Raw genomic sequence first — 16332 nt, forward strand, 5'->3', positions numbered from 1 at the left:
CGAGTGTTCGTGGATACGGACGTCTTCATCGACGCCCGTGACGACCGGTTTCCAGAGAAGCAGACGGTGGCTCGCTGTGTTGGCGTATTACGGCCTGATCGTGGTGAGTCCGCAGATTCTGGGCGAGCTTCACGCCTTGATTGTGTGCGGGGCCGGCTGCCGGTCGACCCGGAGGAAGCCCGGCGCACCACGCTGGCGTCGGAGAAATGGTCGGAGGGCACCACCGATCTCGATCTCCTCGGCGATGCCTGGGCGGTGCGCGCGCGGACGCGCTTTCCCTGGTGGGATTGCGTCATACTGGCGACCGCGATCCGGACCGGATACCGCTTCCTCCTATCCGAGGATGATCGACACGGTCGCGAGGTCGAAGGCACCACGATCGTCAATCCATTTCGGGCTTCGCCCGATACGATCTTCGCGAATTCTTGAGGGATATCATGGGCTTCAAATGCGGCATCGTCGGCCTGCCGAACGTCGGCAAGTCGACCCTCTTCAACGCGCTGACGCAGACGGCGGCGGCCCAGGCCGCCAACTATCCGTTCTGCACCATCGAGCCGAATGTCGGCGAGGTGGCGGTGCCCGACGCGCGCCTCGATGATCTGGCCCGCATCGCGGCCTCCAAGGAGATCATCCCGACGCGCCTGACCTTCGTCGACATCGCCGGTCTGGTGCGCGGCGCCTCGAAGGGCGAGGGCCTCGGCAACCAGTTCCTCGCCAACATCCGCGAGGTCGATGCCATCGCCCACGTGGTGCGCTGCTTCACGGATGGCGACGTCACCCACGTTGAGGGCAAGGTCGACCCGGCCGCCGACATCGAGACCATCGAGACCGAGCTGATGCTGGCAGATCTCGACAGCCTCGAGAAGCGCGTCATCGCCCTGGAGAAGAAGGCCAAGGGCGCCGACAAGGAAGCCAAGGAGGCCCTCGACCTGGTGATGCGGGCGCTGCCGCTCCTGCGCGAGGGCAAGCCGGCCCGGCTGGTCCAGCGTAAGCCCGAGGAAGAGGCGCTGTTCCAGACCCTCGGCCTGATGACCGCCAAGCCGGTGCTCTACGTCTGCAACGTCGACGAGGCCGATGCCGACAAGGGCAATGCCTATTCCGACACGGTGATGGCGCAGGCCAAGGCCGAGGGCGCCAAGGCCGTGGTGGTCTCGGCCAAGATCGAGAGCGAGATCGCGGTGATGCCGCAGGCCGATCAGGGCGACTTCCTCGAAGCCGTCGGGCTGGCCGAGCCCGGCCTCAACCGCGTGATCCGTGCCGGCTACGAGCTTCTCGGCCTGATCACCTACTTCACCGTCGGGCCGAAGGAGGCCCGTGCCTGGACTATCGAGAAGGGCACCCGCGCGCCGGCCGCGGCCGGGGTGATCCACTCGGATTTCGAGAAGGGCTTCATCCGCGCCGAGACCATCGCGTTTGCCGACTACACCACCCTGAAGGGTGAGAGCGGCGCCAAGGAAGCCGGCAAGTTCCGCCTCGAGGGCAAGGAGTACGTGGTGCAGGACGGCGACGTGCTGCATTTCCGCTTCGCCAACTGAGACAGGATCCGGAAGACCGCGTCGGTCTTCCGGATCGCGACAGGCTCCCTCTTCCGAAACGAGAGGGAGACTGCCTCGCCCGTGCCCACCAAGGTCATCGACCAGAAACCTGGCATCGCGGCGCCTGATTTGCGGCGCTTCCAGTCGGGTCGCCCTGGCTTGCTCGCAAAATGCGAAAGGACCTGCATGACCGGTATCGCCTTCGAGGATTTCACGCCCGGCGCCGTCATCGAAGGCGGCCCGATCACCGTGACCCGCGACGAGATTGTTGCGTTCGCGGCCGAGTTCGACCCGCAGCCGTTCCATCTCGACGAAGCCGCTGCCGAAGCCAGCTTCGTCGGTCGGCTCATCGGCTCGGGCTGGCAGAGCGCCGGGTTCGGCATGCGGATGGTGCAGAAGCACGTCTTCCGCGGCGCCACCTCCATGGGCTCCCCCGGCATCCTGCACCTGCGCTGGGCCCGTCCGGTATTCCCGGGCGACACCCTGCGCATCACAGTGAAGGTGGACAGTTGCCGCGCCTCGAACACCAAGCCCGACCGCGGCTTCGTTCGCTTCGACCTGAAAATGCGCAATGGCCGCGACGAAACGGTGATGACGCAGGCGTTCACCGTGATGCTCGCCCGGCGCGGAATCGTGCCGCTGCCGCCGCGGGTTTTGACCCTCGCCAAGCCCGATCCGGTGATCGAGGGCACCGACGCGGAGCGGATCGAGTTCCTGAAGGATGCGCCGCTCGGGGCACGCCGCGATCTCGGCTCACACGTCTTCACCCCCGAAGCGATCATCGCCTTCGCCAAGGCGTATGACCCGCAGGTGTTCCACCTCGATGCCGAGGCCGCGCGCCGTACCCAGTTCGGGGCACTCTGCGCGTCCGGCTGGCACACGGCGGCCGTCTGGATGAAACGCCTGCACATCACCCGCGAGCGCGACCTCGCCTTCACCGGACTGTCCGGCCCGACACCGAAGCTCGGCCCGTCGCCGGGCTTTCGCGATATGCGCTGGCTCGTCCCGGTCTATGCGGGCGACACGATCCGCTACGCCTGTTCCCTGACGGAGGCGCGCCGCACCGCTTCGCGCCCCGGCTGGGGCTTGGCGAACCACCACAACACCGGGATCAACCAGCACGGCGTCACCGTCTTCGAATTCACCGGCTCGGTGTTCATCGAGTGGGAGCCGACGGCCTGAGTCTGGTCAGGCTGCCGCCCGCCGCTCGGGGTAGAGCGCCAGCAACCCCTCCGCACTCGCCCTCGCGACACCGCGCTCGGTGATGATCCCGGTCACCAGACGGGCCGGCGTCACGTCGAAGGCCGGATTGGCCACGGGGCTTCCCGGAGAGACCACCTCGATCGTCGCGAAGCCGCCATCGGCGAGGCGGCCGGTGAGATGCGAGACCTCACGGCCGTCGCGCTCCTCGATGGGAATCTCCTTCACGCCGTCGTCGAGCGTCCAGTCGATGGTCGAGAACGGCAGGGCGACGTAGAACGGAATCCGGTTGTCGTCGGCGGCCAGCGCCTTCAGGTAGGTGCCGATCTTGTTGCAGACGTCGCCGCTCGCGGTGGTGCGATCCGAGCCGACGATGCAGAGGTCGATCTGCCCGCGCTGCATCAGGTGGCCGCCGGCATTGTCGGCGATGACCGTGTGCGGCACGCCGTGGGCGTTGAGCTCGAAAGCGGTGAGCGCGGCGCCCTGGTTGCGCGGCCGGGTCTCGTCCACGAACACATGGACCGGTACGCCAGCATCGTGCGCGACATAGATCGGCGCGAGGGCGGTGCCCCAATCGACGGTGGCGAGCCAGCCGGCGTTGCAATGGGTCAGCACATTGATCGGCCGACCTTTTTGGCGATGCAGATCGGCGAGGATCCGGGCGCCGTGGACGCCGATGGCGTGGCAGCTCTCGACATCCTCGTCGGCGATCCGGCCGGCCTCGGCGAAGGCGAACGCCGCCCGCTCGGTCTCCGGGACCGCGCGGAGCTTGGCCGCGACTCTGTCGAGGGCCCAGCGCAGGTTGATCGCGGTGGGTCGCGTATCCGCCAGGAACTCTACCGCCCGGTCGATGCCGCCATCGGACGAATCCTCGGCGAGGCCCAACGCCAATCCGTAGGCTGCGGCGACGCCGATCAGGGGTGCGCCGCGCACCACCATGGTGCGGATCGCCTGCCCGACTTCGGTCATCGTCGCGAGGGTCTTCAGCTCGAAGGCGAAGGGAAGGCGGGTCTGGTCGATCACCTTGACCGAGATCCCGTCTTCCGCGGGGAAGATGGCCCGGTAGGGCTGGCCGTCGATCTTCATGCAGTCCGTCCGGTGGGCATTGCGGGCAAAGCGGATGCCGCTGCCTTTACGTCAGAACGCCTTGCCGAGGCCAGCCTGCTTCAGGACGCCATTAGCGGTGTGACGCGACTTGATGGCGTTATCGACGACCACCTTACGGCCAGTGGATTCGTGCCGCCAAATCTCATGATCGCCGCGCCCGTTCCGCCAGAACGCATAACCTTGCGCCCTCAGAAGTTTTTTCAGCGGAGGCGTATAATCGGTCAAATGCAAAAATCCCGGCCTCGGGTGTGGCGTCGAACACCCTAGTCGCAGGGACCTAAAGTTCTCTTGTTAGCGAAATATTAGTTTTTACCGACGCGCGCGACTAAGCCGCCTCGACCCGCACACGGTCATGCGCATAAGCGATCAGATCGAGTTCGATCTCGATCTCGTCATCGACGAGATCGCGCACCATGCCGGGCAGCTTGGCGCGCAGGGCTTCCAGCGTCGGCGCCTCGGTGACCAGACCCGCAATGTCGGTGTCCTGAACGAACCAGACGTTCGCGTCGGCGTCCCAGGCGCAGCGGATGACGGCGTGGCGGATCATCGTGATCGTCCTGATGGAGCAGCGCTCAGGATCACCGAGCGCCGCCCCTGTTGCAAGCCCCGTCAGAAGTTCACCGCCCGCACCCGCCGCACCTGCGGGATCGCGTCGATCTGGGCGAGGACCGCGGCGGAGACCGGCGCATCGACGGCACAGAAGCAGATCGCACTGCCACCTTCCTCCTCGCGGCCGAGATTGAACGTCGCGACGTTCACGCCGGCATCACCGAGCACGCTGCCGAGACGGCCGATGAAACCGGGCTTGTCGTGGTTGCGCACGTAGAGCATGTGCGGCGCGAACGCCGCGTCGATGGCGATCGAGCGGATTTCGATAACCCGCGGCTTACCGTCGTGGAAGACCGTCCCGGCGGCGTCCCGCGGCATGTCCTCGGCATCGACGGTGATGCGGATCACCGATTCGAAGTCGCTGGCGCCGCCCTCGCGCTTGACCTCCTCGACGACGATGCCGCGCTCGCGCGCCACCGCGGGCGCCGAGACCATGTTGATGTCCTGCAGGATCGGCCGCAGCACGCCGGTGAGAGCCGCCGAGGTGAGCGCGCGGGTGTTCATGCCGGCTACCGCGCCCTCGTAGGTGATGCGGATGGCCTTGATCGGCGCCTCGGTGAGCTGGCCGAGGAACGAGCCGAGCTTTTCGGCCAGCGCGACGAACGGCTTCAGGCGCGGCGCCTCGTCGGCCGAGATCGAGGGGAAGTTGATTGCGTTGGTGATCGCCCCCTGGAGCAGGTAATCGGACATCTGCTCGGCGACCTGCAACGCCACGTTCTCCTGCGCCTCGTTGGTGGAGGCGCCGAGATGCGGCGTGCAGATCACGTTCGGGTGCCCGAATAGCGGGTTCTCGATGGCGGGCTCGGTGACGAACACATCGAAGGCCGCACCGGCCACATGCCCAGAATCGAGGGCGGCGCGCAGTGCCACTTCGTCGACGAGGCCGCCGCGGGCGCAGTTGATGATGCGCACGCCGCGCTTGGTGCTGGCGAGGGCCTCGGCCGAGAGGATGTTGCGGGTCTTGTCGGTCATCGGCACGTGCAACGTGATGATGTCGGCCCGCGCCAGCAGCGCGTCGAGCTCGACCTTCTCGACGCCGAGTTCCACGGCCCGTTCGGGGGTCAGGTAGGGGTCGTAGGCCACCACCTTGAGCTTGAGGCCGATGGCCCGGTCGGCCACGATCGCGCCGATGTTGCCGCAACCGATGATGCCGAGAGTCTTGCCCGTCAGCTCGACGCCCATGAAGCGGTTCTTCTCCCACTTGCCCGCCTGCGTCGAGACGTCGGCCTGAGGGAGCTGACGGGCGAGGGCGAACATCAGCGCGATGGCATGTTCGGCGGTGGTGATCGAGTTGCCGAACGGTGTGTTCATGACGATGACGCCGCGCGCCGTGGCGGCCGGCACATCGACATTGTCGACCCCGATTCCGGCGCGGCCGATGCATTTCAGGCGCGTGGTCTGCGCCAGCACCTTGGCGGTCACTTTCGTGGCCGAGCGGATGGCGAGGCCATCGTAATGCTCGATGATCGCCGCGAAGGCTTCTTTGTTCTTGCCGAGGTCGGGAATGAAATCGACGTCAATCCCGCGATCCCGAAAGATCTGCACGGCAGCGTCGGAGAGGGCGTCGGAAATAAGCACCTTGGGAGCGGCCATGTCGGCCTCCGGCTTATGAGGAAAAGGAATTCTGGAGCAGACGCAACGTCTCGTCCCTCCCCCTTCGCAGGGGAGGGTGGTCGCGGAGCGACCGGGCGAGGGGACGCCGTTTTCGGTGAGCGCTCCCCTCTCCCGACCCGCCATGCGGGCCCCCCTTCTCCCGCAGACGGGAGAGGGCCTCGGAGAGGAAAAGGAGCGTCGCGCTCAGGCCGCCTGGGCGAGCTTGGCCTTTTCGGCGGCGAAGGCCCAGTCGAGCCACGGGGTCAACGCCTCGAGGTCGGAGCGCTCCACCGTACCGCCGCACCAGATCCGCAAGCCCGCCGGGGCGTCGCGATAGGCACCGATATCGTAGGCGATGCCCTCGCGATCGAGCGTATCGGCGATGCCCTTGGCCACGGCCTCGACGGCGGCGTTGCCGCGGGCGAGCACGTCCGGATCCGCGATGACGAGACAGACACCGGTGTTGGTGTAGGTCGCGGCATCGACGGCGAGGTGGCCGATCCACGAAGTCCGCGCCACCCAATCGTGGATCACCTTGGCGTTGGCGTCGGCGCGCGCATACAGCGCATCGAGGCCGCCGATGCTCTTGGCCCAGTTCAGGGTGTCGAGGTAATCTTCCACCGCGAGCATCGAGGGCGTATTGATGGTGTCGCCCTTGAAGATGCCCTCGATCAGCTTGCCGTCCTTGGCCATGCGGAAGACCTTCGGCACGGGCCAGGCCGGCTTATTGCCCTCGATACGCGCAACGGCGCGGGGCGAAAGCACGATCATGCCGTGCGCGGCTTCGCCGCCCATCACCTTCTGCCAGGAGAAGGTCACGACATCGAGCTTGTCCCAGGCCAGCGGCATGGCGAAGGCGGCCGAGGTGGCGTCGCAGATGGTGACGCCCTCGCGGTCGGCCGCGATCCAGTCGCCATTCGGCACGCGCACGCCGGCGGCGGTGCCGTTCCAGGTGAAGATGACGTCGTTGTGCTTGGTGTCGACGGCCGAGAGGTCCGGCAGGATGCCGTAATCGCCCACATGGACGCGCGGCGAAATCTTCAGTTCGGCCAGCGCGTCGGTGACCCATTCGAGGCCGAACGCCTCCCAGGCCACCACGTCCACCGTCCGGGAGCCGAGCATCGACCACATCGCCATCTCGACGGCGCCGGTATCGGAGGCGGGGACGATGCCGATGCGGTAATCGGCGGGAACGCGCAGGACCTCACGGGTGAGGTCGATGGCCTGCTTCAGCTTGGCCTTGCCGACCGCGGAGCGGTGGGAACGTCCGAGGGCCGCGCCTTCGAGGGCCTGGAGGCTCCAGCCGGGGCGCTTTGTGCAGGGACCGGACGAGAAATTCGGCACGCGGGGGCGCGTGTTGGGTCGGCTCATGGTGGTCATCCTTACAGATGAAAGCTCCTCGTTGGGGAGGAGTGGCCCGCCGCGGGGAATGAACCCAAGTCGGCGCGGACGCAAGACACTTGTTCGGCAAAGACGATCGTGACCGTCGATTTGCAAACACAGCCCCCGATCAGTCTTGCTTCGTTCGCATCAGGTCCGGGCGACGTTCCGCGGTGATGCGCTCGGCTTGGGCCTGACGCCAGCGCGCGATGGCGCCGTGATTGCCGCCGGTGAGCACGTCGGGAATCGGAACGCCCTCCCAGTCGCGGGGCCGCGTGTAATGCGGGTATTCGAGCCGGCCGCCCTCGAAGCTCTCCTCGACACCCGAGGCGACCTTGCCCATCACCCCTGGCAGCAGCCGCACGCAGGCATCGAGCACCACCAGAGCGGCGATCTCGCCGCCGGACAGCACGTAGTCGCCGATGGAGACCTCCTCCAGGCCGCGCCCGGCGATGACGCGCTCGTCGACCCCCTCGAACCGGCCGCAGACGATCACCACGCCCGGCCCCTCGGCGAGCGCCCGCACGCGGCTTTGCGTCAGCGGTCTTCCGCGCGGGCTCATCAGCAGGCGCGGACGCGGATCCTCGGGGGGGGCCGCCGCATCGATGGCGGCGGCGAGCACATCGCAGCGCAGGACCATACCGGCGCCACCGCCGGCTGGGGTGTCGTCCACCGCGCGATGGCGGCCGAGGCCGTGCGCGCGGATATCGCGGGCCTCCAGCGCCCAGGTGCCGCGCCCGAGCGCATCGCCCGACAGGGAGATGCCGAGCGGCCCCGGGAACATCTCCGGGTACAGCGTCAGGATGGTGGCGTGCCAGGGCGCGGTGGTCATCCCGCTTGATGGCGCGGGCCGGGCGGACGGGTCAACGGACGAAACGGACGAAACGGATTATTCGCCGGCACCGTTCGGTCCGAGGCCGGTTGTCGACTCATGAACCGGACCCTTCTTGCCGCCACCCTCGTCCTGCTCGCCGCTCCGGCTCTCGCTGCGGAGCCTTTCGGTCCGCCGGGCGCGCCGGCATCGGCGTTCCCGACGCCGGATCGGCCGGTAGCCGAGATCATCGCGCCGCTCTGGGCGTCGGAGTCCGAGCGCGACAAGGTCGACGAAGTCGGCCAGGTCGCCCGCCTCATGCGGATCGAAGCCGGTGAGACCGTGGCCGATATCGGTGCGGGGAGCGGATACTACACCACACGCCTCGCCGAACGGGTCGGACCGCGCGGGCATGTGACGGCCGAAGACGTCACGCCGCGCTACCTCGCGACCCTGAGCACCCGGATCGCCAAGGCGGGGCTTGCCAACGTCACGGTGGTGCGCGGCGAACCGCACGATCCGCGCCTGCCGCCCAACAGCGTCGATGCGGCGGTGCTGGTCCACATGTATCACGAGATCGCGCAGCCCTTCGGCCTGCTCCACAATCTCGCCGCGGCGATGAAGCCGGGCGGACGGGTCGGGATCGTCGATGCCGACGACATCCCCTCGCGCCATGGCACGCCGCCATCGCTGCTGCGCTGTGAATTGTCGGCGGCGGGCTACCGCGAGACCGGCTTCTCGGTCTTGAAGGGCGGTGTCGGCTATCTGGCGATCTTCGAAGCGCCAACGGTGGCGGTCCGGCCCGACCCCGCACAGGTGCACCCCTGCAAGGACGAGACGACCCGGACCGCTCCGGGTGGGCGGTAGCGCGTCTGCGCGAGAGACAGAGGTCTAAGCTGGTTCGTCGGGCGGGCGCGGACCGGCCGGAGCGAACAGGTCGTCCGGCGGGTCGACGATGACCCTGCCGCCGGCAACGTCGAGGGTCGGCACGAATGCCTTGGTGAAGGGCAGGAGCGCAGTCGGTCCGCCCAGCGCCGGCTTGATCTCCAAAAGATCGCCACCGCCGTAATTCGGAACGTCGGCGACGGTGCCGAGCACTTTCCCCTCGAGGTCGACCACGTCGAGGCCGACGAGATCGGCGGTGAAGAACTCGTCCTCGTCCGCCACGGCACCGAGCCGGTCGCGCGGAACGTAGAGCGCGAGGCGGTTCAGCGCCTCGGCGCCGGTCCGGTCGGCGACGCCCTTGACGCGCACCACCAGCACGTCGGCGGAAGCCCCGCCGGCCCGGCGAAGGTCGGTGAACTCGATGCGGCGCCCGTCGGCGCCGATCAGCGGTCCGTAGGACCCGATGGCCTGCGGATCGCCGGTATAGGATTTCAGGCGGACTTCGCCGTTGAGCCCGTGCGCCCGCCCGAACTCGCCCATCTGGACGAGACTCGGGTCGGTGGCGGGCAAGGTCGCATCGGCCTCCGGCTTCGGCCGGTGGGCCGAGGTCGCGGTACTCTCGCCGATGCGACCGGGACGCGCGCGGCGCCCGCCGTCACCGTGGGGTGTCGTGCCACCGGGACGGCGCGCCATCGCGGTCGCGCCTTAGGCCGCGGCGTCTTCGGCCGGGGCAGCGGCCTTCTCGGCACGCTTGGCGGCGCGCTCCTTGGCCTTCTCGCCCGGCTCGGCCTTCTGCGGGTTGTTGCGCACGGGGCGCTTGGCGAGGCCGGCGGCATCGAGGAAGCGCAGGACGCGGTCGGTGGGCTGGGCGCCCTTGGCGAGCCAGGCCTGGATCTTCTCGGACTCGAGCACGATACGGGCCGGATCGTCCTTGGCCTTCATCGGGTCGTACACGCCGACCTTCTCGATGAAGCGGCCATCGCGGGGGGCGCGGGCATCGGCGACGACGATGCGGTAATACGGGCGCTTCTTGGCGCCACCACGGGTGAGACGGATCTTGAGGGACATGGTGTGCTCCTGATGATTTGGTTGTTCGATGCGATCGGCGAGCAGTGAGTAGCGAATAGAGGTCTTCGGATGTGATCCGACTATTCGCTACGCCCTCTTCGCCACTCGCCTTACTTCTTCTTCCCGAACGGGAAACCGCCGAGCCCCGGCAGACCGCCCGGACCCTTCGGACCGCCGAGCCCCGGAAGGCCCGGTATCTTGCCGCCGCCGAAGCCCGGAGGCATCGGAGGCAGCTTGCCGCCCATCTGCTTCTGCATATCGGCGATCATCTCCGGCGTCGGCTCGGGCATGCCGGGGGGAAGGCCGGGCATTCCGCCCATTCCACCACCGCCGCCGAGACCGAACATCGAGCCGAGCGCTTGGCCAATGCCGCGTTTGCCCGAGCCCATCGCCTTCATCATGTCGGCCATGGTCCGGTGCATCTTGAGGAGCTTGTTGAGCTCCTCGACCTTCGTCCCCGAACCCGCCGCGATACGCTTCTTGCGGGAGTTCTTGAGGATGTCGGGATTCTTGCGCTCCTGTGCCGTCATCGACGAGATGATCGCGCGCTGGCGCTTGAACATGTTTTCGTCGAGGTTGGCGCCCTCGACCTGCTTCTTGATCGCGCCCATGCCCGGCAGCATGCCCATGAGGCCGCCGATGCCGCCCATCTTCTCCATCTGGGCGAGCTGCATCGACAGGTCGTCGAGGTCGAACTTGCCCTTGCGCATCTTCTCCGCGGTGCGGAGCGCCTGCTCGTGGTCGATGGTCTCGGCCGCCTTCTCCACCAGGGAGACGATGTCGCCCATGCCGAGAATGCGGTTGGCGACGCGGGAGGGATGGAACTCCTCGAGCGCATCGACCTTCTCGCCGGTGCCGACGAGCTTGATCGGCTTGCCGGTGACGGCGCGCATCGACAGGGCAGCGCCGCCGCGCGCATCGCCGTCCATGCGGGTCAGCACGATGCCGGTGACGCCGAGGCGCTGGTCGAAGGCGCGGGCGGTGATCACCGCGTCCTGGCCGGTGAGGGCGTCGGCGACCAGCAGCACCTCATGCGGGTTGGTGGCGGCCTTGACCTCGGCCACCTCCTGCATCAGCGCTTCGTCGAGGGTGATGCGGCCCGCAGTGTCGAGCATCACCACATCGAAGCCGCCGAGACGCGCAGCGTCCATGGCGCGCCGGGCGATCTGCACCGCGGACTGGCCGGCCACGATCGGCAGGCACTCGACCTCGACCTGCTTGGCGAGGATTGCGAGCTGCTCCATCGCTGCCGGGCGGCGGGTATCGAGGGAGGCGAGCAGCACCTTGCGCTTGTCGCGGGCGGCCAGACGCCGGGCGATCTTGGCGGTGGTGGTGGTCTTTCCCGAGCCCTGGAGGCCGACCATCAGGATAGCGACGGGGGCCGGTGCGTTGAGATCGATGAGCCCGACATCGGAGCCGAGCATCGCCGTGAGTTCGTCGTTGACGATCTTGACGACCATCTGGCCGGGGGTGACCGACTTCAGGACGACGGCGCCCACCGCCTTCTCGCGGACCTTCTCGGTGAAGTCGCGCACGACCTCCAGGGCGACGTCGGCCTCCAGCAGGGCGCGACGCACCTCGCGCAGGGCGGCGGTGACGTCGGCTTCGGTCAACGCGCCGCGGCGCGTCAGTCCGGAGAGGATACCGGACAGGCGATCGGACAGGCCTTCGAACATGCGTCAGGCTCCCTGGACCAGGATCGTCGTCACTGGTTGATGCCCGCGCTTTCGGCCCGACGCGCCTGGAGCGCATCCTCGAAGCTGCGCAGCGCGCGGGCGAACTTGTCCCTGCATTCCGGATTGCAGAACCCGACGACGGCACCGTTGTAGAGCGTCAGCGAATCCGCCGCGATCGGCTTGCCCGACCACGGACAGACGTCGTTCACCGCATCTTCGATACGGAGCGGCGTCTTCGACTGGTCTGGTGTGGCGTGAGGCATGCGACTTTCGAGCGAACTTCTGCGGGCGACGCCCTCTCTCCAACGCGAAGCTCGCCCGAGGGCGCATCGCGCTGTCGGGCGTTAGCCTCCGGCCTCATGGGACCGGTCGGCGTTCGTGTCGACGAAAGATCGTCTGAATTAATCAAGGTCGGTTAGGCCGCAGGCGGAGCGGAGTCAAGTTTTTCGACCAACGGCGCGGGCCGCAGCTTGCGCGCGATCAGGCTGATGATGGCGGCGGCAGACCCGCGAGCCGCGTCGATGCCGGATCGCTGATCGCCATCGCCTTGAACAGGCTGCCCATGCCGCGCTGCGCCGGATCGGTTAGCCGCTGAACGGCTACCGCAATCGCATCCACCTGGGCCGGGGTGGCCTGGGACGACAGGCGTTCGGCGCGCTCGCGCAGGCCGAGGGCGAACAGGAAATCGCGCTGGTCTGCCGGGCCATGCACCAGGGCGCCTTGCGACGCGGCGGCACGGCCCATCGCGAAAAAATCCACATGGGTGGTGAGGTCGGCCTCCCCGGGGGCCGCGAGCGGATCGACGAAACGATGCGCGGCGAGGGCCTGGAGCGAATCCCCGAACCCCGGCCGCACATGCCCGTAATCGATGGCGAGCACGGCGCCGCGATGCGTCACGCAGCGCCTGGCGAGGGCACGGGTGATGTCGAGGGCCGGGCCCGGCAGGGTCATCAAAACGCCGGCCGGCGCCGACGCGACGATGCCGGGATCCGGCTCGGCGGAGAGACCGAAGGTGAGCCGGGTGCCATCCGCGCTCAGGCCGACGAGGCGTTCGAACCAACCTCGCTCGGTGCGCTGGAACTGGCGCACCGGCAAGGCATCGAAGAACTCGTTGGCGACGACGATGCTCGGGCGTTCCGGCAGCGTGTCGATGGACTCGTGCCAGGTCGGAGCGGCGTCCGTGAGGCGCTTCGCTTGCGCGGCACGCAACGGAGGACTGGTTTCGACGAGGTGCAGATCGGGCGAAAGCGCGGGGGCCGCGCGCGCGAGCGCCCGCAGCGCATCGGCCATGAGGGTGCCGCGCCCCGGTCCGAGTTCGACGAGGGCGAGGTCGGCGGGCGCGCCCATGGCGGCCCAGGTCGCGGCGATCCAGATTCCGACGAGTTCGCCGAACATCTGGCTGATCTCGGGCGCGGTGATGAAGTCGCCTCTCGCTCCCAGCGGATCGCGGGTGCGGTAATAGCCATGCGTCGGGTGCCCGAGGCAGAGGCCCATGTAGCGCGACAGGGGCATCGGCCCCTGGCCGAGGATCTCGTCGCGGATTTCAGCAAAGAGCGGCGTGGTCACGCGGCGTCCGCGCGGATGGGGGTCTCGGGTGTGATCCGCGGCCGGGTCGCGCCGCGGGCGGCGGCGATGATGTAGCCGATGCCCACCAACGCCATCGGCACGCAGAGCAGCATGCCCATGGTGAGGCCGCCGAGCGGCCCGCCCTCCGTGCCGAACAGATAGCCGAGTTGGCGGTCGGGCTCGCGGAAGAACTCGCAGAAGGTGCGGGCGAGCGCATAGCCGAGCACGAAGATTCCACCGAGAAGCCCGGGCCAGCGGAAGCCGAACCGGCGCACCGCGATTGCCATCACGACGAACAGCAACGCGCCTTCGGTCGCGGCCTCGTAGAGCTGGCTCGGATGCCGGGGTAGGGGGCCGCCGGTGGGAAACACGATAGCGTAGGCGAAGTCCGGCGCGATCCGACCCCACAGCTCGCCATTCACGAAATTGGCGATGCGCCCGAAGAAAAGCCCGATGGGCACCACCACGGCGGCGAGATCGAGCAGGGTGTAGGGGCTGAGCTTGCGCGACCGGGCAAACAGCACCATCGCCAGCACCGCCCCGAGGAAGCCACCGTGGAACGACATGCCGCCGTTACGGATGGCGAAAATCTCGATGGGATCGCTGAGATAGAGCGGCAAGTTATAGAACAGCACGTAGCCGATGCGACCGCCCAGCACGACGCCGAGCGCTACCCAGACGATGAGATCGTCGATGTCGTCCAGGGTCGGACGGCGCACCACACCCCAGTACCGGTCGGTGGCCACCAGACGGCGCGCATAGAACCAGCCGCCGACGAGGCCGACGATATAGGCCAGCGCGTACCACTTGATGGTGATCGGGCCGATGGCGATCGCCACCGGGTCGATGGCGGGGAAGGGCAGGGCGAGGAGCGGCGGCATCGGCTGGCGTCCGGGTTCTGATTGAGTCTGCCGCTCGCATGGATCGGCGCGGCCCCGATCTCCCCCTCATCCGGAGGCGCCGGGTTGAACTGCTTTGGTCTGATCGAGCGGGGGAAGGAGGAGTTCCGGCATTGGACGCAGGACGCTCCGAGCGTCAAGGCCGGGACCCGAGACGGGGTCAGCGATCCGGCGCGGGCGCTTCCACGAGAATCAGCCCGTGCCCGTCCGGTCCGTCCAGGCCGGCGACGTCCCCGTCGCGCGAGACCGTGACAAGCGTCGTAGGATACGCGCGGCGTAGGTGAGCTACGAGATCGGCCAGACCATCGACCGCGAAGACGAAGCGCGTAGTTGCCCGGTCGCGTGCACAGAATCGGGGGGCCGATCCGGTTCGGCGCAGCGGCGCGCGATACTGCAGCAATTCCACATGCGGCGTCGCCGTCCCGGCGGGTTCGAGGCCGATGACGTCCACGAGTGGGCTGTTTAGTCCATCGAGCGCCGCTTGTTCGGGCCCGTGGTTGAGTCCCCGCGTCGCCACCGACAGCCCGAGCCCATCGCGGAAGAAGGCGATCGCGGCATCGCGATCCGTCACGGTGATCGCCGAATGATCGATGCCGAGGAACAAGCCCGGCGCATCGGCCCATCTGTCGGCCGATGGCCCCTGCGGAAATGCGATGAGTTCGAGGGGATGACCGTCGGGATCACGAAACTTGTAGGCCGCGACACTGCCGGAAGATGGCGGCAATACCTGTGGTCCGCCCCGCGTGATCGGTGTCGGCGCGACGGCGACGAGGTGGCGATAGGCGGCCTCCATGTCTCGCACCACGATGGCCGCGTGCTGGAACCACGGATCGGTGGCAACCGATGCCGCCGGATAGGGTAGGCCGGGCTGATCGAAGGCCAGGAAGGCGATGCTCTGACGGCCGAGGCGCATCCGCAAGCGTTGGCCCGTAGCCCCGGCCAGCCCGAGGGCGTCGAGCAACGCCACCGGGATCGGCTCAGGTCCCGTGCTGCGCACAAAACCGAGGCCGTCGCGATAGAACGCTTCGGTGCGGGCGAGGTCCGCCACCGTCCGGCTGATCGCCAGGAGGGCGGTCACATGGCCTCGGCTCTGTTCGGTCACAGCAAACGGGCTCCGCGCGTGTTCACGTAGATCGCCAGCAGGCTTTGCGACGCGCACAGGAACAGCCGCGAGCGGTTGCGTCCCCCGAATGCCAGGTTCGAGACGGTGGATGGGGTAAAGATCTTGCCGAGCAGAATCCCTGACGGATCGATGCAGTGGACGCCGTCGCCGGCACTCGACCAGACGTTGCCGTCCTCGTCACAGCGAAAGCCATCGGAGAAGCCGTTATCGACCGTATGGAAGATTTGGGGCCGCGTGAGATGGCCGGCTTCGTCACAGTCGAACACCCGCAAATGCTTCACTGGATCGGCTGCGAACTGAAGACCGCTCTCCGCGATGTAGAGCCTGCGTTCGTCGGGGGAGAAACACAGGCCGTTGGGTCCATCGAAATCGTCGGCGACCACCGTGAGGCCTCCGGTGGCCGGATCGAGCCGGTAGACCCGCGCCGGTAATTCGGAGACCTGCTTGCCGCCCTCATAATCGGTCTGAATCCCATAGGGCGGGTCGGTGAACCAGATCGTGCCGTCGGATTTGCAGACGATGTCGTTGGGCGAGTTCAGACGCCGACCGTCGTAGTGGTCGGCAAGGACCACGATGCTGCCGTCGAGTTCGGTGCGGGTGATGCAGCGGCCGCGATGCGAACACGAGAGCAGCCGCCCCTCGCGATCGCGGGCATGGCCGTTCTCGAAATTGGCGGGCTCCCGGTAGACACTGACGCCGCCCCGCTCGCTCCAGCGCATGACGCGATCGTTGGGCAGGTCGCTGAACAGCAGTTCGTCGCGGTCACCGAACCAGACCGGGCCCTCGGTCCAGCGGAAGCCCTGCGCCAGAAACTCCAGCGGCGCGTTGGGCAGGACGAGGGCGGCGAAGCGCCGGTCGTGTATCGCGAACCCGTCCATCG

The 16332-nt window shown here is 67.8% G+C and carries 18 protein-coding genes; 4 read left to right on the plus strand and 14 right to left on the minus strand.

Features of this window, described 5'->3' with window-relative positions:
- The first annotated feature begins 9 nt into the window (after nt 1-9).
- The 3 genes from G3T14_RS01910 (at nt 10) to G3T14_RS01920 (ending at nt 2717) form a co-directional block, all read left to right on the plus strand.
- On the plus strand, nt 10-429 hold the full coding sequence (locus G3T14_RS01910; protein ID WP_163639468.1) for a PIN domain-containing protein: 420 nt from the start codon (nt 10-12) through the stop codon (nt 427-429).
- 8 nt (nt 430-437) lie between these two features.
- Nucleotides 438-1535 (plus strand): redox-regulated ATPase YchF, encoded by a 1098-nt coding sequence (gene ychF / locus G3T14_RS01915; RefSeq protein WP_163639470.1) that lies wholly within the window; start codon nt 438-440, stop codon nt 1533-1535.
- A 186-nt stretch (nt 1536-1721) separates the two neighbouring features.
- Nucleotides 1722-2717, plus strand: coding sequence for a MaoC family dehydratase (locus G3T14_RS01920; RefSeq protein ID WP_163639472.1), 996 nt, complete (start codon nt 1722-1724; stop codon nt 2715-2717).
- 6 nt (nt 2718-2723) lie between these two features.
- Here G3T14_RS01920 and mtnA read toward each other — a convergent pair whose 3' ends face one another.
- The 6 genes from mtnA to trmD form a co-directional block, all read right to left on the minus strand.
- A complete protein-coding gene (gene mtnA, locus G3T14_RS01925; RefSeq protein ID WP_163639474.1) occupies nt 2724-3821 on the minus strand; it encodes an S-methyl-5-thioribose-1-phosphate isomerase in 1098 nt (365 codons plus the stop codon).
- A 51-nt stretch (nt 3822-3872) separates the two neighbouring features.
- Nucleotides 3873-4067: a type II toxin-antitoxin system HicA family toxin gene (locus G3T14_RS01930; RefSeq protein ID WP_163639476.1), complete on the minus strand. Its 195-nt coding sequence runs from the start codon at nt 4065-4067 to the stop codon at nt 3873-3875.
- Nucleotides 4068-4167: 100 nt separating this feature from the next.
- Nucleotides 4168-4389, minus strand: coding sequence for a DUF1902 domain-containing protein (locus G3T14_RS01935; protein ID WP_163639478.1), 222 nt, complete (start codon nt 4387-4389; stop codon nt 4168-4170).
- Nucleotides 4390-4451: 62 nt separating this feature from the next.
- Nucleotides 4452-6044 carry a phosphoglycerate dehydrogenase gene (gene serA, locus G3T14_RS01940; protein ID WP_163639480.1) on the minus strand — a complete coding sequence of 531 codons (1593 nt, stop codon included), beginning with the start codon at nt 6042-6044 and terminating at the stop codon, nt 4452-4454.
- Between the two features lie 204 nt (nt 6045-6248).
- Nucleotides 6249-7415 (minus strand): phosphoserine transaminase, encoded by a 1167-nt coding sequence (locus G3T14_RS01945; RefSeq protein ID WP_163639482.1) that lies wholly within the window; start codon nt 7413-7415, stop codon nt 6249-6251.
- A 139-nt stretch (nt 7416-7554) separates the two neighbouring features.
- Nucleotides 7555-8256, minus strand: a complete 702-nt coding sequence (gene trmD / locus G3T14_RS01950; protein ID WP_163639484.1) for a tRNA (guanosine(37)-N1)-methyltransferase TrmD — start codon at nt 8254-8256, stop codon at nt 7555-7557.
- A 99-nt stretch (nt 8257-8355) separates the two neighbouring features.
- Here trmD and G3T14_RS01955 point away from each other — a divergent pair, with 99 nt between their 5' ends.
- Nucleotides 8356-9102, plus strand: coding sequence for a class I SAM-dependent methyltransferase (locus tag G3T14_RS01955; RefSeq protein WP_163639486.1), 747 nt, complete (start codon nt 8356-8358; stop codon nt 9100-9102).
- Between the two features lie 24 nt (nt 9103-9126).
- On the opposite strand, the gene rimM is transcribed toward G3T14_RS01955, so the two are convergent.
- The 8 genes from rimM to G3T14_RS01995 all read right to left on the minus strand — a co-directional run bounded on the left by rimM (nt 9127) and on the right by G3T14_RS01995 (nt 16330).
- On the minus strand, nt 9127-9660 hold the full coding sequence (rimM, locus tag G3T14_RS01960; RefSeq protein WP_246732872.1) for a ribosome maturation factor RimM: 534 nt from the start codon (nt 9658-9660) through the stop codon (nt 9127-9129).
- A 165-nt stretch (nt 9661-9825) separates the two neighbouring features.
- On the minus strand, nt 9826-10188 hold the full coding sequence (rpsP, locus tag G3T14_RS01965; RefSeq protein ID WP_163639490.1) for a 30S ribosomal protein S16: 363 nt from the start codon (nt 10186-10188) through the stop codon (nt 9826-9828).
- A 110-nt stretch (nt 10189-10298) separates the two neighbouring features.
- Nucleotides 10299-11864 carry a signal recognition particle protein gene (gene ffh, locus G3T14_RS01970; protein WP_163639492.1) on the minus strand — a complete coding sequence of 522 codons (1566 nt, stop codon included), beginning with the start codon at nt 11862-11864 and terminating at the stop codon, nt 10299-10301.
- Nucleotides 11865-11893: 29 nt separating this feature from the next.
- On the minus strand, nt 11894-12127 hold the full coding sequence (locus tag G3T14_RS01975; protein ID WP_163639494.1) for a glutathione S-transferase: 234 nt from the start codon (nt 12125-12127) through the stop codon (nt 11894-11896).
- A gap of 217 nt (nt 12128-12344) precedes the next feature.
- A complete protein-coding gene (locus tag G3T14_RS01980; RefSeq protein WP_163639745.1) occupies nt 12345-13376 on the minus strand; it encodes an SAM-dependent methyltransferase in 1032 nt (343 codons plus the stop codon).
- Between the two features lie 50 nt (nt 13377-13426).
- The gene (lgt, locus tag G3T14_RS01985) at nt 13427-14311 is read right to left on the minus strand and encodes a prolipoprotein diacylglyceryl transferase (RefSeq protein WP_163639496.1); all 885 of its coding nucleotides are present in this window, start codon (nt 14309-14311) and stop codon (nt 13427-13429) included.
- 178 nt (nt 14312-14489) lie between these two features.
- Entirely contained in the window at nt 14490-15431 is a 942-nt protein-coding gene (locus tag G3T14_RS01990) for a VOC family protein (protein ID WP_163639498.1), read from the minus strand.
- Nucleotides 15428-16330: an SMP-30/gluconolactonase/LRE family protein gene (locus G3T14_RS01995; RefSeq protein ID WP_163639500.1), complete on the minus strand. Its 903-nt coding sequence runs from the start codon at nt 16328-16330 to the stop codon at nt 15428-15430. The genes G3T14_RS01990 and G3T14_RS01995 overlap by 4 nt, the downstream gene beginning before the upstream one ends.
- Between the last annotated feature and the right edge of the window lie 2 nt (nt 16331-16332).

The sequence above is a fragment of the Methylobacterium sp. BTF04 genome, from assembly GCF_010692745.1.
In the GTDB taxonomy this organism is placed as follows: domain Bacteria; phylum Pseudomonadota; class Alphaproteobacteria; order Rhizobiales; family Beijerinckiaceae; genus Methylobacterium.

Bases quoted from the DNA above. Each gene is read 5' to 3' on its own strand.
- rpsP (WP_163639490.1), bottom strand. From the start codon at position 10,188: ATGTCCCTCAAGATCCGTCTCACCCGTGGTGGCGCCAAGAAGCGCCCG.
- rimM (WP_246732872.1), bottom strand. From the start codon at position 9,660: ATGGGCGAGTTCGGGCGGGCGCACGGGCTCAACGGCGAAGTCCGCCTG.
- G3T14_RS01955 (WP_163639486.1), top strand. From the start codon at position 8,356: ATGAACCGGACCCTTCTTGCCGCCACCCTCGTCCTGCTCGCCGCTCCG.
- mtnA (WP_163639474.1), bottom strand. From the start codon at position 3,821: ATGAAGATCGACGGCCAGCCCTACCGGGCCATCTTCCCCGCGGAAGAC.
- G3T14_RS01975 (WP_163639494.1), bottom strand. From the start codon at position 12,127: ATGCCTCACGCCACACCAGACCAGTCGAAGACGCCGCTCCGTATCGAA.
- G3T14_RS01945 (WP_163639482.1), bottom strand. From the start codon at position 7,415: ATGAGCCGACCCAACACGCGCCCCCGCGTGCCGAATTTCTCGTCCGGT.
- ffh (WP_163639492.1), bottom strand. From the start codon at position 11,864: ATGTTCGAAGGCCTGTCCGATCGCCTGTCCGGTATCCTCTCCGGACTG.
- ychF (WP_163639470.1), top strand. From the start codon at position 438: ATGGGCTTCAAATGCGGCATCGTCGGCCTGCCGAACGTCGGCAAGTCG.
- G3T14_RS01935 (WP_163639478.1), bottom strand. From the start codon at position 4,389: ATGATCCGCCACGCCGTCATCCGCTGCGCCTGGGACGCCGACGCGAAC.
- lgt (WP_163639496.1), bottom strand. From the start codon at position 14,311: ATGCCGCCGCTCCTCGCCCTGCCCTTCCCCGCCATCGACCCGGTGGCG.
- G3T14_RS01980 (WP_163639745.1), bottom strand. From the start codon at position 13,376: ATGCCCCTGTCGCGCTACATGGGCCTCTGCCTCGGGCACCCGACGCAT.
- G3T14_RS01995 (WP_163639500.1), bottom strand. From the start codon at position 16,330: ATGGACGGGTTCGCGATACACGACCGGCGCTTCGCCGCCCTCGTCCTG.
- serA (WP_163639480.1), bottom strand. From the start codon at position 6,044: ATGGCCGCTCCCAAGGTGCTTATTTCCGACGCCCTCTCCGACGCTGCC.
- G3T14_RS01920 (WP_163639472.1), top strand. From the start codon at position 1,722: ATGACCGGTATCGCCTTCGAGGATTTCACGCCCGGCGCCGTCATCGAA.
- trmD (WP_163639484.1), bottom strand. From the start codon at position 8,256: ATGACCACCGCGCCCTGGCACGCCACCATCCTGACGCTGTACCCGGAG.